The 15,708-nt window shown below is 62.4% G+C and carries 11 protein-coding genes; 9 read left to right on the top strand and 2 right to left on the bottom strand.

The features are described 5' to 3' along the window. Window positions 1-38 precede the first annotated feature (38 nt). The gene (locus ACI2KB_RS21890) at window positions 39-2,204 is read right to left on the bottom strand and encodes a TonB-dependent receptor family protein (RefSeq protein WP_404637851.1); all 2,166 of its coding nucleotides are present in this window, start codon (window positions 2,202-2,204) and stop codon (window positions 39-41) included. Between the two features lie 723 nt (window positions 2,205-2,927). On the opposite strand from ACI2KB_RS21890, the gene ACI2KB_RS21895 reads away from it, so the two are divergent. The 8 genes from ACI2KB_RS21895 to ACI2KB_RS21930 are packed head-to-tail and all read left to right on the top strand — an operon-like array spanning window position 2,928 to window position 13,125. Continuing rightward, a complete protein-coding gene (locus ACI2KB_RS21895; RefSeq protein ID WP_404637853.1) occupies window positions 2,928-4,445 on the top strand; it encodes an ABC transporter substrate-binding protein in 1,518 nt (505 codons plus the stop codon). Next, window positions 4,442-5,374: an ABC transporter permease gene (locus ACI2KB_RS21900; RefSeq protein WP_404637855.1), complete on the top strand. Its 933-nt coding sequence runs from the start codon at window positions 4,442-4,444 to the stop codon at window positions 5,372-5,374. Before ACI2KB_RS21895 ends, ACI2KB_RS21900 begins: the two co-directional genes overlap by 4 nt. A 38-nt stretch (window positions 5,375-5,412) precedes the next feature. Then, window positions 5,413-6,687, top strand: coding sequence for an acyl-CoA dehydrogenase family protein (locus ACI2KB_RS21905; RefSeq protein ID WP_404637857.1), 1,275 nt, complete (start codon window positions 5,413-5,415; stop codon window positions 6,685-6,687). Next, a complete protein-coding gene (locus ACI2KB_RS21910; RefSeq protein WP_404637859.1) occupies window positions 6,684-8,033 on the top strand; it encodes an LLM class flavin-dependent oxidoreductase in 1,350 nt (449 codons plus the stop codon). Before ACI2KB_RS21905 ends, ACI2KB_RS21910 begins: the two co-directional genes overlap by 4 nt. 38 nt (window positions 8,034-8,071) lie before the next feature. Continuing rightward, entirely contained in the window at window positions 8,072-9,124 is a 1,053-nt protein-coding gene (locus ACI2KB_RS21915; protein WP_404637861.1) for an NADP(H)-dependent aldo-keto reductase, read from the top strand. A gap of 37 nt (window positions 9,125-9,161) precedes the next feature. Further along, the gene (locus tag ACI2KB_RS21920) at window positions 9,162-10,040 is read left to right on the top strand and encodes an ABC transporter permease (RefSeq protein WP_404637863.1); all 879 of its coding nucleotides are present in this window, start codon (window positions 9,162-9,164) and stop codon (window positions 10,038-10,040) included. After that, a complete protein-coding gene (locus ACI2KB_RS21925) occupies window positions 10,037-11,695 on the top strand; it encodes a dipeptide ABC transporter ATP-binding protein (RefSeq protein WP_404637865.1) in 1,659 nt (552 codons plus the stop codon). Before ACI2KB_RS21920 ends, ACI2KB_RS21925 begins: the two co-directional genes overlap by 4 nt. A 32-nt stretch (window positions 11,696-11,727) precedes the next feature. Further along, complete coding sequence (locus ACI2KB_RS21930; RefSeq protein ID WP_404637867.1) at window positions 11,728-13,125, top strand: LLM class flavin-dependent oxidoreductase; 1,398 nt, start codon at window positions 11,728-11,730, stop codon at window positions 13,123-13,125. Window positions 13,126-13,145: 20 nt separating this feature from the next. On the opposite strand, the gene ACI2KB_RS21935 is transcribed toward ACI2KB_RS21930, so the two are convergent. Continuing rightward, entirely contained in the window at window positions 13,146-13,355 is a 210-nt protein-coding gene (locus ACI2KB_RS21935; RefSeq protein ID WP_404637869.1) for a hypothetical protein, read from the bottom strand. Window positions 13,356-13,671: 316 nt separating this feature from the next. Here ACI2KB_RS21935 and ACI2KB_RS21940 point away from each other — a divergent pair, with 316 nt between their 5' ends. Further along, complete coding sequence (locus ACI2KB_RS21940) at window positions 13,672-15,705, top strand: alpha-1,4-glucan--maltose-1-phosphate maltosyltransferase (RefSeq protein ID WP_404637871.1); 2,034 nt, start codon at window positions 13,672-13,674, stop codon at window positions 15,703-15,705. Window positions 15,706-15,708 lie beyond the last annotated feature (3 nt).

The raw sequence follows: 15,708 nt of genomic DNA on the forward strand, positions 1-15,708 counted from the left end.
CAGGGCCATTGCGGCCCTGTTGTCGACGGTTTGGCTTCCTAGTAACGGAACTCTACACCGACGTACGCGCCGATGCCGTCGCCGGGGTACAGTGACGCGGTGTCCTGGCCGTTGGCGTTGTAGATCGGTTGCACGGCGGTGACGTACTTCTTGTTCGCCAGGTTTTTCAGGTCCAGCGAAACCTTCCAGTCCTTCTTCGGCGTTTCGTAGCCCACGTTGGCGCCAAAGATCGTGTAGGAGGGCGCGTAGAAGGTGTTGGCGTAATCCACGGCGGTGCGCGACACCGACTGCACGTTGACACCGGTATAGAAGCCTTGCGGATGCTGATACTGCACTTCGCCCTGATAGATGTGTTTCGGAATACCCGGCAACTGGTTGTCGCCGAACGTCGGGTCGTGGCGGTAGTAGAAATCGTTGTAGGTGTAGACCTGACGCAAGGTGACTTTCTCGCCGGATGCGTTCTCCCACAGACGGGTATTCAGCCCGGCTTCGATGCCTTGGTGGATGGTCGGGGTCGCGTTGAAGGCACCGGTGACCGCTGCGGTGGTGGCCGTCGGTGCGACGATCTGCACGTTCAACAGTTCATCACGCACCCACGAGCGATAAAGCGCCAGGCTGCCGTCGAAAATCCCGGCTGAGCCCTTGACCCCGAACTCCACGGTGTTGGCCTTCTGCTCCACCAATGGCCTGACGTACGGCGTGGTCGGCCCTGAGCCCGAATATTCCCAGGAGGCAGGCGGATCGATGGAGCGGCTGACGTTGGCGAACACCTGCAACTGCGGCGTGAACTCATAGCGCACGCCGATCCGTGGCGCCAGGCTCCAGTTGTCGTACGTCACGTCCGTCGGGTAGGTCGTGGTGTTGGCTTGCAGGGCCTCTTTGACATCGGCATGGCGGCGCACGTTGATGGCCGACAGCCCGCTGGTCAGCCAAAGTCCGTCCACCAGTTCCAGATCGTTGCCGAACGAGAACACGTGATCGAACGAGGAGCCGTAGTCCACGAACTTGCGGGTCTGTTTGTTGGCGAAAGTGGAGTTGACCTCACCCTTCAAGTGCTCGGTGGAGGTAAACGCCAGGTTGGTGCGGCTTTCGTGGCCGAACAGCTTGTCGGTGCGGTCGTAACCCAGCACGAAACTCAGGTCGTGCCAGTCCCAGTAGCTCGGGTTGGCCGGGCTGTTCGGGTTGTTGTTGTGAGCATACTCGTAGTAGGAAACGCCCACGGACAACCGCGAATCATCGTCGAAGGTGTAGGTGGTCTTGCTGCCTGCCCAGACGCTGCCTGGTCGCCGACTGCCCGCTCCACTGGTGGCCGCAGTGGCGCTGGCGTCGCGGGTGTGGTGCTTGACCGCATCAAGGGTCGTGGGGCTTGGGTCGTTATGGTACTCGTCGCGGTAACGCAGCATGAACTGAGTTTCCAGTTTCGGGCTGAATGTGTAGCCGAAGTTGGCGACGATGCCCTGGCTCTTCGACAGGCTGTAATCGCGATAGCCGTCGCTGCGGTAGTTGTCGGCATTGAGGTAGTAATCGAAATCACCCTCGACACCACCGACGCTGACGCTCTGTTTCTGATAGCCGTAACTGCCTGCCTCGGCCCGTACGCGTAAGCCCGGTGCGGTGTAGCCGGTCTGGTTGACGAAGTTGACCGCGCCGCCGAGGGTCAACGCACCGTATTGAAATGCGTTGGCGCCGCGCAGAATCTCGGTGTAGTTCACCCCCGAGGCGTTGAGGAACTCATAAGGCGTGCCGCCGGGGCCGGTGATTGGCAGGCCATTGAACAGGAATTTGATGCCCTCGCGAAAGTAGCCGGGCGAGGTGTTGGCCCCTGAACCACGAATGGAAATCTTCGCTGCATCGTTACCGCCCGTGGATTGCACGAAGACCCCCGGTTGATAGGCCAGCGTGTCCTGCAGCGTGGCCGTCCGGCCCTTGGCGACCTGCTCGCTGTCGACCACGCTGGTGCCGCCCGGCACTTCGTCCAACTGACTTTTCGCCACTTCCACCGGCGTGACTTTCTGCGCCTGTACGGTCACGGTCTTGAGCCGTGGCACGTTGGCTTGTGAGGTGTCGGATGCTGTCGCCGCGTCGTCGGCCCGAGCGGCTCCGGTGCACAGCAAGACAGACCCCAATCCCACACTCGTCAACCATGTTGCCCGGCGAATGGCCTGCGGCAATTTTTGCAACTCTCCCCGAAACGCTAAATGCATCGTGTGTTTCCTTAATGAATAGATAAATAAATGCCAGCTTTCTATTCGTATAGTCATGCTTGTTATGCATTCAGCAGATTTTGTGCCAACGCTAGTTGGGGTGCGACAGCTGTTTATATGGGGATTCTTCCTTGCGCCGTGCGTGATGTTGCACTTAGTTTTGAGTCGCTGTCTGAAATTCAACAGTTGTTTTATTGTGCGCACGGGTGAGTGTTGTGGAGGGCGTTGTCGAAAAATCAACACTTAATGAACAGTCTGTCAGGGTGGGAACAAAAGGGGGCAGTGATCGGGTTATAAGCATAGACAGTGTTGCAAGCCCCGTCGGGCGTGTCGCCCGCTGGGCGTGCGCCGCGGAAGAGGTCTTGAGTGCAGGCGTGGTGCCCGGCCCGTCGGGCAACGAGCGGCTGGGTCGGTTAAATGCGCGATACATAAATAAGGTCTTTCAAAAAGTTCGAGGTGGCGATGGCATGCTCGCTGCATAGTCCTCATTGGTGTTGTTCGCATGTGTCGCGAGTGAGTTATTTCAAGGGAACTTCTTTGACGTCCTTATTCAAACTTTCAACTGTGTTGTCGCTGGTCATGGTGCTCGGTGCCTGTTCACCTGCCACTTCACCGGAACCGGGCGCTCCTCATGCTGACGGTACAGTAAGCAATGGGGTTATTTCCTATGCGCCGTCGGACTTTCATGAATCATCACCTGGTCGTCAAGGCGGCACCTTGCGCGTGACCGCGGCATCGGACGCTGGCAGTTTCGACATCCACGCCTTGTCCAACGGCAACATGCAGTGGATGGGGCGCATTCTGTTCGACTGTCTCGTCTATCAGGATGAGCAAGGCAACATCAGTCCATGGCTAGCGAAATCCTGGGACATTTCCGAGGACGGCAAGACCTACACCTTTCATCTGCGCGATGACGTGACCTTCAGCGACGGCGAAAAATTCGACGCCGCCGCGCTGCAAACCAACCTTGAGCACATGCGCGACCCGGCGACCAAGTCGCCGCTGGCCGCCGCCTACATCGCGCCGTATCTGGATGGCCGGGTGGTGGACGCGTACACCTTCGAAGCCCATTTGCGCGAACCCTACACGCCCTTTCTCGATGTGTTGGCCCAGTCCTGGTTGGGCATGGTCTCGCCGAAACAGATTCGTGAGGCGCCGAAAACCATCGCCGAACACCCGGTCGGCAGCGGCCCGTTTCTATTGCAAAGCTACACCCGCGATCAGGGCGCAGTGTTCGTCCGGCGTCCCGGTTACCACTGGGCGCCGCCCGTGACGCGGCATGTGGGCGAGGCGTATCTGGACCGTATTGAGCTGAGCTACGTGCCAGAAGCGATGATTCGCTTCACCGCGCTGGAGTCCGGGCAGTCCGATTTCGCGTTGGATGCCCCGGCGCAGAACGCGGCGGCGATTCGCGCCAACCCGAATCTGGTGATGCGCAGTCGGATCCGCAAAGGCAATCCCAGCCGCAGCATGACGTTCAACGTCGAGCAGGCGCCGTTCGATGACGTGCGCGTACGCAAGGCAGTGGCCAAGGCGATAGACCGTGACGGTCTGGCGTGGATTTCCGGCTTTGGCGAGTTCATCAGCAAGCCCGACTTTCTCGCGGCCAATACCCGGTTCTATCAGCCGAACAGTGACGCGCTGGCTTATGACGTGAAGGCTGCAAATGCATTGCTTGATCAGGCGGGCTGGACCGAACGCGACGCCCAAGGCTATCGCATCCGCGACGGCCAGCGACTCAAAGCGACGCTGTTGACCTACGACAACCCGGCGTTCCCGGCCAGTGTCTCGGTGGCGATTCAGGCGGACCTGAAGAAGGTCGGCTTTGACATGCCCATCGAGATGCTGCCCCTCACGCGGGTCACCGAGCGTCGTTACGCCGGGAAATTCCAGGCGCTGGCCGCGGGTTATTGGCATACCAATACGCCGGACGGCCTGTTCGTGCTCTACCACAGCGAGTCCATCAGCACGCCGAAACTGATCGGCCAGAACGCCGGAAGGTTTCGCGACGCCGAGCTGGATCGGGTGCTGAGTGCCGCACGCCGTTCCCGAGACCCGGTGGAGTTGAAGGCGCTGTATGCCGAGGCCCAAAAGCGCCTGACCGAGACCGTGCCCGCGGTGCCGTCGGTGGAAAGTCAGGTGCTGACGGCCTACAGCACACAGGTGAAAGGGGTGATTTTCGACACCTCCCACAACGTTCCATTCTTCACCAGCCTCTGGCTGGACCGGGGGCAACCATGAGCGCGGTCAAACACATTGCCGGGCGATTGCTGGCGGGCATCGGCGTGCTGTGGGGCGCGGCGACCCTGACGTTTTTGGCCGTCAACTTCAGCGGCGGCGACACCGCACTGGCCATCCTCGGTGGCCCGGACGCGTTGCCCACGCCCGAATTACTCGCGCGAGTGCGCGCCGAATACGGCCTCGACCAGCCACTGATCGTGCAATACGGGCATTACCTTGAGCGGCTGGCCCATGGCGATCTGGGTGAGTCTTATCGTCTGCGTATCCCCGTGTCGCAGGCGATTCGCGAACAGCTCGGCGCCACCGTCCAGTTGTCCCTCAGCGCGGCGCTGCTGGCCGTCGTGCTGGCGCTGGTCTGCGCCATCCTCACGGCCAACCGTTCGCGCTGGGTGCGTTCGCTGGCCTCGGGCAGCGAACTGGTGATTTCGTCGGCGCCGTCCTTCGTGATCGGGATTCTGCTGTTGCTCGCGTTCTCCTTTCACTGGCACTGGCTGCCGCCTTCGGGCTCGGTGGGCTGGCGCTCGTTGATTCTGCCCTCGGTGGCGCTGGCATTGCCGGTCGCAGCCGTGTTGACGCAACTGCTGCGTCAGTCGCTGGAAGACACCCTCGAACAACCCTTCATCGCCATGGCCCGCGCCAAAGGACTGTCGGAAACCGCCGTGCGGTTACGTCATGCCTTGCGTCATGCGCTGGTGCCGCTGGTGACCCTGGCCGGATTCATCTTTGCCAGCCTGCTGGGCGGCGCCGTGGTGATCGAACTGTTGTTCGCGCGTCAGGGCATCGGTCGTCTGATGCTCGACGCCACCAGTAACAAAGACGTGCCGATGGTGCTGGGCGTGACCCTGCTGGCGGCCACCGTTTATGTGGTGGTCAACCTCGCCGTCGACCTGGTCAACCGCTGGATCGACCCGCGTTCGGCCCACGCCTGACGGCCATGAACGTCAACGATCACGAATAAGGAAGCCCTATGAACGCTGCGATTGCCCCTGATGTGAAGTTTGAAGACCTGCAACGGCGCTTTGCCGATGTGTTTGCCCGGATCGCTGACACCGCTGTGCCCCGCGAACAGCAGCGAGAGTTGGCCTTCGAAGCCGTGCAGTGGCTGCGCGACGCCGGTTTCGGTGCCTTGCGTGTTCCGCAGACGCTGGGCGGATTGGGCGCCAGCCTGCCGCAGTTGTTTGAGTTGCTGATCGCGCTGGGTGAAGCGGATTCCAACCTGCCGCAGATCGTGCGCGCACACTTCGGCTTCGTCGAGGGACGGCTGTCCAGCCGGGAGGCGGACTCCCAGGCATACTGGCTGAGCAAAGCCGCCAGCGGAGAACTGTGGGGCGCGGCCATGGCGGAGCGCACCGACACCACGCGCAATTCGGTGACGCTTACAGCGGTCGAACCGGGCAACCTCGCTGCAGGCTGGCGGCTCAATGGCGAAAAGTATTACTGCACCGGCACCCTCTACGCCGACTGGATCGCGGCGGTGGCGCTGGATGGCGACGACTTCGTCAGCCTTGCGGTGCCGACCGACGCACCCGGTGTCACGGTGGAAGACGACTGGGACGGTTTCGGCCAGCGCCTGACCGGCAGCGGCACCACCCGCTTCAAGGACGTCCACGTACCGGATGCACACATCGTACGGCGCTTCAAAAAGGACGAGTTGCGCGCCGAATCCTACTTGTCGGCGTTCTACCAGTTGTTCCACCTGGCGACCCTGACTGGCATCGCCAACGCGGTGTTGCGAGACGCGACGGCATTCGTCAAAGGGCGGACCCGCGCCTTTGGCGTTCCGGGTCAGTCCAGCCCCAAGGATGACCCACTGGTGCAGCGCGTGATCGGGCGGTTGTCGAGCCTGGCCTATTCGGCACGCACTCAGGTACTGGCCGTGGCCCAGGTGCTGCAAGATGTGTACGAAGCGGAGCAGGGTGGCTACGTCATCGAGGCGCATTACACCGAAGCGGAGATCCGCGCCTATCAGGCCCAGCAAATCGTGCTGGAACAGGTGCTGGAAGCCACCACCTTGCTGTTCGAGGTGGGCGGTGCGTCGGCCACCAGTGAAAGCCGACGCTTTGACCGCCACTGGCGCAATGCGCGCACGTTGGCTTCGCACAATCCGGCGATCTTCCGCGAGCGGGCGCTGGGCAACTTCTACCTCAACGACATCACCCCCAACGCGGCGTGGCGTGCCCTGCAAGCGGCAGATGCCGAACAGCAGGGCAGCGGCGCCCGTGACGAAGCGAGCGCAGTATGAGCACAGCGACCCAAAACATCCGTGAAGGGCAGATGAGTCTGGGCATGAACATCCTCGGCTTCGGCGCCCATTCCGGTGCGTGGCGCAGTGCCGAAGTGGCGGCCAACGCCTATCTGGACGTCGATTACTACCGCAACATTGCGCGGATTTCCGAGCGGGGTTGCCTCGACGCGATCTTTCTCGCCGACGGCCCGGCACTGGCCGGGGACGTGTCGAAGCAGCCTGCGGGGCGGCTGGAACCCACGATTCTGCTGACCGCCGTGGCACTGGCGACTCAACGCATCGGTGTGATTGCCACGGCGTCCAGCACCTACAACGACCCGTTCAACATCGCCCGGCGCTTCGCCTCGCTGGATCATCTCAGCGGCGGCCGCGCGGCGTGGAATGTGGTGACCAACGCTGGGGACGCCGCCGCGCAGAACTTCGGTCTTGCGAAGGCACCGCTGCATGTGGACCGCTACGCGCGGGCTGACGAATTCATCGATGTGGCGTTGAAGCTCTGGGACAGTTGGGAGGACGACGCCATCATCGGCGACGCCAAGGCAGGCCGTTTCGCCGACCCGAAAAAAGTCCACGCCATCGATTTCGTGGGCCAGCATTTTTCGGTGAAAGGTCCGCTGAACGTGCCGCGTTCGCCGCAAGGGAGGCCGGTACTGGTGCAGGCCGGTTCGTCCGAAGGCGGCAAGGCATTGGGCTCGCGCTATGCCGATGCGATCTTCACCACCCAGACCACGCTGGAGGACGGGCAACTGTTCTACCGAGAAATGAAGGCGCGCGCAGCGGGCTGGGGCCGTAACCCTGAACACCTGAAGATCATGCCGGGGCTGTCGACGGTCATCGGCAGCACCGAGGCGGAAGCCCACGCCCGTTTCGACGCACTCAACGCCTGGCACGGCGAGCACGGTTTATTGGAGCAGGTCGCCGGGCGCATCGGCATCCCGGCCAGTGAACTGGACCCGGATGCGCCCTTGCCGTGGGCGCGCATCGGCGCTGTGGCGGACTTCGAACGGGGTTCCCAAGGGTTTCTCGAAGCCCAGTTGAATCTGGCACGCCGGGAAAACCTCAGCATTCGCCAACTGTCGCGCCGGATTCTGGTGGGCCACCGGCTGCTGGTCGGCACCCCCGAACAGGTCGCCGAGACCCTGACGCACTGGTTCCTGGCCCACGCCGCTGACGGCTTCAACATCATGCCGGACATGTTCCCCTCAGGCGTCGAGGTATTCGTCGACGAAGTGGTGCCATTGCTGCAACAGCGCGGCGTGTTCCGCCACGAATACACCGGCAGCACCTTGCGCGAGCACTTGGGGCTGCCATTTCCGACCAACCAATACGCGCTGCGGGCCTGACCCGCGACGCCAGCTTTTTTCACGACAAAGGATCTACCATGCGTTATCGCAAACTGGGCAACAGCGGCATCGACGTCAGCGTGCTGGGGCTGGGCACCATGACCTGGGGCCACCAGAACACCGAAGCTGACGCCCATCAGCAGATCGATCTGGCGCTGGCCGAAGGCGTCAACCTGATCGACACCGCCGAGATGTACCCCACGCCCACCAAGGCCGAGACCTGGCGCACCACCGAGCGCTATATCGGCGCCTGGCTGGCAAAGACGGGCCGTCGGGCCGAGGTGGTGCTGGCCAGCAAGATCGCCGGTCCCGCCCGTGATCCCGGCGGTCAGGCGCACATTCGCGACGGGCTGAGCCGTCATGACCGACGCAACATCGTCGAAGCGCTGGACGGCAGTCTGGCCCGGCTGAAAACCGATTACCTGGACCTGTATCAACTGCATTGGCCGGACCGCAAAACCAACATTTTCGGCCAGCGCGAATACCCGTATCAGGACGACGCGGACAGCGTGGCGATCGAAGAAACCCTCTCGGTGCTGGCCGATCAGGTCAAGGCGGGTAAGGTCCGGCACATCGGTGTGTCCAACGAAACGCCTTGGGGTGTGGCCGAGTTTTTGAAGCAGAGCGAGCGTCTAGGCCTGCCGCGCATCGTCAGCATTCAGAACCCCTACAGCCTGCTCAATCGCCTGTACGAAGGCGGGTTGTCGGAGTTCAGCCATCGTGAAGGCGTTGGCCTGCTGGCCTATTCGCCGCTGGCGTTCGGGGCGCTGACCGGGAAGTACCTCAATGGCGCACGCCCCGAAGGTTCCCGGCTGTCGGCGGTGTATCGGACCTTCAACCGCTACGACAGCCCCGCAGCACAGGAAGCGATTGCCGGGTACGTGGCCATCGCCCAGCAGCACGGTTTGACCCCGGCACAACTGGCGCTGGCGTTTCTCATCGAAAAGCCCTTCGTGGCCAGCGCCCTGACCGGGCAGACCACCCTGGCGCAATTGCGCGACAACCTGAGCGCGCTGGACGTGAGCCTGAATGACGAGATCAGGGCACAGGTGCAGGCGGTGCATCAGCGAGTGCCGAACCCGGCGCCTTGATCCCGCCGAATCGATAGTTGACGAGAGGACGCTGTGAATGTCTCAAGCGATTGAACCGCTCATCGTCGGCCCGGCCATCGGCACGGGCGGCAGCAGGACGTTGAGGCTTGGCCCCCTGCGCCCCGGGCTGTGGGCGGCGGGTGTTTTTGTAGCGCTGTTGCTGGTGGCCTCATTGTTTCCGCACCTGCTGGCTCCTTACGACCCGCTGGATGCAACGGCACGTCTGGCGTTCCAGCCGCCCAACCTGACGCACTGGCTGGGCACCGACGAAAACGGTCGCGATGTGCTCAGCCGGTTGATCTACGGCGTGCGCTCGTCGCTGTTCATGGGCCTGGCCGCCACCGCGTTGGGCCTGGCCTGGGGCACGCTGCTGGGACTGATTTCCGGTCTTGGCCCTCGCTGGCTGGACGCCGGGATCATGCGTGGCGTCGATGTGCTGCTGGCGTTCCCTGACCTGTTGCTGGCGTTGGTGATCATCACCTTCTTCGGCCAGGGTACCGCCAACCTGATTCTTGCCGTGGGCATCGCGGGCGTACCCCGGTATGCGCGGTTGGTCAGGGCGCAGACCCTGAACGTGCGCAACGCCGGTTACGTCGAAGCGGCGGTCACCCTGGGGCACTCGCACGGGGCGGTGGTGCTGCGGCACATCCTGCCCAATGCCATCAAACCGGTGCTGATTCTGGCCACCATCGGCATCGGCGGCACCATCACCGCGGGCGCGGCCTTGAGCTTTCTGGGCTTTGGCGCACCGCCTCCGGCGCCGGAATGGGGCGGGATGATGGCCATCGGGCGCAGCTTTCTCGCCAATGCACCGTGGCTGGTGGCCTGGCCCGCGTTGGGCATCACCTTGACTGTTATATCCATCAGTGCCATCGGCCGTGAACTGTTGCGGCGCAGCGAAGGAAAACCCCTATGAATGCCACTGTCCAGACCCTCGGCCCGTTGGTCGAAATCCGCGATTTGACCGTGCGTTTCGGTCAAGCCGAACCGGTGTTGCAGGGCGTCAGTCTGCACATCCACCGGGGCGAATGCCTGGCCCTGGTGGGCGAGTCCGGTTCCGGCAAAAGCGTCACGGCGCGCACGCTCGCGGGCCTGACCGGCAAGGGCGCGCAGATTCAAGCGGCCAAGCTGGCGTTTCAAGGCATCGACCTGCGGCGCCTTAACGAGCGCCACTGGCAACGCTTGCGCGGCGCCAGCATCGGTTTTGTCATGCAGGACGCCTTGGGTGCACTGGACCCGCTGCGTCGGGTCGGCGCGGAAGTCGAAGAGCCCCTGCATTTGCACACCACGCTGGGCGCAGAGGCCCGTCGCTTGCGGGTGCTGGAGTTGCTGCGTGACGTCGGTATTCCCGATCCCGAATGGCGTGCCGGGCAATACCCCTGGCAGTTATCGGGTGGCTTGCGCCAACGAGCCCTGATCGCCTCGGCCATCGCCTGCAATCCCCGGCTGATCATCGCCGATGAACCCACCACCGCGCTGGATGCCACGGTACAAGCCCAGGTCATCGCGCTGCTGGAAAGCCTGCGCGGTGAGGACAACGCATTGTTGATGGTCAGCCACGACCTGTCCGTGGTGTCGCGTCTGGCTGATCGCGTGGCGGTCATGCATCACGGTGTCATCGTCGAGCAGGGCACCACCGAACAGGTGCTGCATGACCCGCAACATCCCTACACCCAGTCCCTGCTACGGGCGGCCAGAGCGGTGCATTTTCAGCCCGAGCGGCGGCTGTTGACGGCGGTGGAAGCGGAACCTGAGCCGCAAGGCGACGTGTTGCTGGAAGCCCGTGAACTGAGCAAGTCGTTCAATGGGCCGGACGGTTCGCGGCGTACGGTGCTGAAAAAGGCCTCGCTGCAATTGCGTCGCGGCGAAACGCTGGGCGTGGTGGGGGAGTCCGGCTCGGGCAAAACCACCCTGACGCGGCTGGTGCTCGGTCTGGACACACCCGATGCCGGCGAGGTGTGGATCGCCGGACAACAGTGGTCGGCCCTCGACGCCCGGCAGAGGCGCCAGGCACGCAAGGCTGTTCAAGTGGTGTTCCAAGACCCGCTGAACTCTTTTGACCCGCGTTACACCGTGCAACGGGTGCTGTTCGAAGCGCTTTCGGTCGCCGGATTGCCCCGTCGTGAATGGCGCAGCCGAGCGCAGCAATTGCTGGCGTTGGTGCGTTTGAAGGACAGCGTGCTGTTTCGTCGCCCCATTGAGCTGTCGGGCGGTCAGCGCCAACGCATTGCGATTGCCCGCGCCTTGGCGTCAGAGCCTGAAGTGCTCATCTGCGACGAACCGGTGTCCGCGCTGGACGTCTCGGTGCAGGCTCAGATTCTCGAATTGCTCGACGACCTCAAGCACCGTCTGGGGTTGGCGTGCCTGTTCATTTCCCATGATCTGGGGGTGATCAATCATGTCAGTGACCGGGTGCTGGTGATGAAGGATGGCGAGGTGGTGGAGTCCGGGACGGTGAGGGCGGTTTTCGACCGTCCGGTGCATGCCTACACCCGCGCACTGATCGCCGCCATTCCGACGCTGGAAGCCGAGCGCGGCCCCGCTGTGTTTTATCTGCAAGTGGCCATCTGAGCCTGTGACCGATCTGCGAAGGAGTGCCTGCCGTGCCCAAGCCATTGCACGTCAACTTGTTTGAAATGAACTGCGTCAGCCACATCGTGCACGGCCTCTGGGTGCACCCGGAAAACAACCGCCATCGCTTCAATGATCTGGACTATTGGACGGAGCTGGCGCAGTTGCTGGAATACGGCACCTTCGATGGTGTGTTTCTGGCGGACGTCATCGGTACTTACGACACCTATCGTGACGGGCCGGACACCGCGCTGCGCGAAGGCATGCAGATCCCCAGCAACGACCCGCTGCTGGTCATTCCGGCGATGGCTGCCGTCACGAAAAACCTGGGGTTCGGTGCAACCTTTTCCACGACCTATGAGCCGCCGTTTGCCTTTGCCCGGCGCATGAGCACACTGGATCACCTGACCAAAGGCCGAGTGGGCTGGAACATCGTCACGTCCTACCTGCCCAACGCGGCACGCAATTTTGGCCATGACACTGAAGTGGTTCACGACCATCGCTATGAGATCGCCGATGAGTATCTGGACGTGCTGTACAAACTGTGGGAAGGCTCGTGGGACGACGATGCGGTGATTCAGGACCGCGAGCGCCGGATGTACACCGATCCGGCGAAAGTGCGCTACATCGATCATGTTGGCGAGCACTTCAAGGTCGCCGGACCGCACTTGTGCCAGCCTTCGCGACAGCGCACCCCGGTGCTGTTCCAGGCCACTGGCTCACCGGCCGGAATCGAGTTCGCCGGGCGCCACGCCGAGGTGGTATTCACCGGTGGTCCCGATACCGCAGCCGTGCGTGACAACATTCAGGCGATGCGCCAGAAAGCGATCGAACATGGGCGCGGTCCGGCAGGGCTGAAGTTCATTGTCATGGCCGGGGTGATCGTCGGACGCACCGATGAAGAGGTCAGCCGCAAGCTGGACAGCTATCGCAAGTTGATGAGCGTCGAAGCTTCACTGGCCCACGCGCGGTTCGAGGTCGATTTGACGGCTTATCCGCGGGATCTGCTGATCGGCGAACTGATAGAACGGCAGGTCAAGGGCTGGCAGAGTCTGGCGCGTTTCAAACCGGGGGCGACGGTAGGGACGGTGTTGGCGCAACTGGAAGGCTTCAACCGGGAACGGTTCTTCGTGGCGGGTACGCCCAGCGTGGTCGCCGACGAAATCGAGAAGTGGCTCGACGTGGACGGCATCGACGGCATCAACCTGCGTCAGTACTTGTCGTTCGAAACGGCGCGGGACTTCATCGAGCTGGTGATTCCGGAGCTGCGCCGTCGTGGTCGTTTTCGGGAGTCCTACCGAGACGGCGAGACCCTGCGTGAACGGCTGTTCGGCGCGGGCCAGTCGCGCCTGCCCGCCGACCACTTCGGCGCCCGCTACCGTGACCCCGCTGCGTTACGGCAACCCGCGAATCCGTTGCGGTTTTCCTGAGCGCCAGACGGCTGATCTGATCAGGGTTGGCTGGGTGCACTGTTTCTGTTCACCGCCCCCTGCCGCGCGCCCGCCAGCACCGCTGGCGGCTCCTGACTGGGCGGATCACCCTTGGGTGGTTCAATGACCGGCGGCATGGTCGGTGGCGGCGGCTCTTCAGCCGGTGGCACCGGCAGTTTCGGGTCATCGATGTTCGGATCGGGCGTTTCTGCGGGAATCGGAATGTTCATTGCTTCACCTTCCTCCAGCGCTGTGTGAGCCAAGGGAGCGGCACCTTTACACCGCACCCGCAGGCTTCGACAGTGCTCGGCCTTGAATGATTCAGCGCAATTTTGCAGCGCTTTTTCTGTCGGCGACTAAGCTGGCATCGGATCGATTTTTTGCTGCACAAGCTCTTTGAACTTTTCCCCAAGACAGGCGTTCGGAACCTATGCGGCCACGTCGGGATGGGTTTAGTCCGGTGGCCTTCCTCTTTTTATAGGGACACGATGCGAATGAATGGACTCTCAATAAGGAGCGTCCTTGGGGCGTGAGGAGTGATGCTCGATGAATGTGACTGCTGATCAGCCATACGGCCCGGATTCCCTGGCCACTGATGTACCGCACCCAACCCGGCCTTTACCCCTGACCCAAGCCCTGCAACTGCCGCGTATCGTCATTGAAGACACGCAGCCTGTGATCGAGTCCGGCCAATTGGCAGCCAAGGCCATCACCGGCCAGCCCGTGACCGTGACGAGCAAGGTGTTCGCCGACGGTCACGACAAGTTGGCCGTGCGCATTTGTTATCGCGCCGCCGACGAGCAGGCGTGGCACAGCGCGCCGATGCGCGATCTGGGCAACGACAGCTGGATCGGCGAGTTCACCCCTACCTCGGTCAGCCGCTACGTGTTTCGCCTCGAAGCGTGGATCGACCAATACGCCAGTTATCGCTATGAGCTGGAGAAAAAGTATTCCGCCGGTGTGGCCATCGGTCTGGAGCTGGAGGAAGGGCGGTTGCACCTGGTGCATGCGTCCGAGCGCAGCCAGGGCGGGTTGCGCAGAGAAATCGACGCCGTGCTCAAACGGTTGGGCGAAAACCCGGAACATGAAGCTCAGGTGGCGTTGCTGCTGAGCAAAGAAACCGCCGCGATCATGGCCAAGGCCGACAACCGTGCGTTTCTCAGCCGCAGCCTGGAATTCCCGCTGGATGTCGAACGCGAGCTGGCGCAGTTCGCCAGTTGGTACGAGTTGTTTCCGCGCTCGATCACCGACGACAAGCACCGCCACGGCACCTTCAACGACGTGCACAGCCGTTTGCCGATGATCCGCGACATGGGCTTTGACGTGCTGTATTTTCCGCCGATTCATCCCATTGGCCGCGCTCATCGCAAGGGCCCCAACAACTCGCTGACAGCCGGTCCCGATGATCCGGGCAGCCCGTACGCGATCGGCAGCGCGGAAGGCGGCCATGAGGCCATACACCCGCAACTGGGCACGCGGGAAGATTTCCGCAATTTGGTGAAAGCCGCCGCCGAGCACGGGTTGGAAATCGCCCTCGACTTCGCGATTCAGTGCTCTCAGGACCACCTCTGGCTCAAGCAGCATCCGGGCTGGTTCTCTTGGCGTCCGGACGGCACCATTCGTTACGCGGAAAACCCGCCGAAGAAATATCAGGACATCGTCAACGTCGATTTCTACGCACCCGACGCCATCCCCAGCCTGTGGCTGGAGCTGCGCGACATCGTGGTGGGCTGGGTCGAGGAGGGCGTGAAGATTTTCCGCGTCGACAACCCCCACACCAAGCCGCTGCCGTTCTGGCAATGGCTGATCGCTGATGTGCGCGCCAAGCATCCCGACGTGATGTTTCTCGCCGAAGCCTTCACCAAACCGGCGATGATGGCCCGGCTGGGCAAGGTCGGTTACTCCCAGAGCTACACCTATTTCACCTGGCGCAACACCAAGGCCGAGTTGAGCGAGTATTTTTCCCAGCTCAACCAGTCGCCGTGGCGCGAATGCTACCGGCCGAACTTCTTCGTCAACACGCCGGACATCAACCCGTATTTTCTGCATGACTCAGGACGCGCGGGCTTCCTGATCCGGGCGGCGCTGGCGACCATGGGGTCTGGCTTGTGGGGCATGTATTCGGGCTTCGAACTGTGCGAATCAGCCCCTGTGCCCGGCAAAGAGGAATACCTGGATTCCGAGAAATACGAGATCCGGCCTCGGGATTACACGACCCCCGGCAATATCATTGCCGAGATCGCCCAGCTCAATCGCATTCGTCGGCAAAACCCGGCGTTGCAAACCCACTTGGGCCTGCGCATCTATAACGCCTGGAACGACAACATCCTGTATTTCGGCAAGCGCAGCGCCGACGGCAGTAACTTCGTATTGGTGGCCGTCAGCCTCGATCCGCATAACGCTCAAGAGGCGCACTTCGAACTGCCGCTTTGGGAGATGGGCTTGGCGGACGATGCCGCCACGCTGGGCGAAGACCTGATGACCGGGCACTCCTGGACCTGGTACGGGAAAACCCAGTGGATGCGCATCGATCCGGCGTATCAACCGTTCGGCATCTGGCGAATCAAGGCCGCCCATTAATCA

Source organism: Pseudomonas sp. NPDC088444, from assembly GCF_044900175.1.
GTDB lineage: Bacteria > Pseudomonadota > Gammaproteobacteria > Pseudomonadales > Pseudomonadaceae > Aquipseudomonas.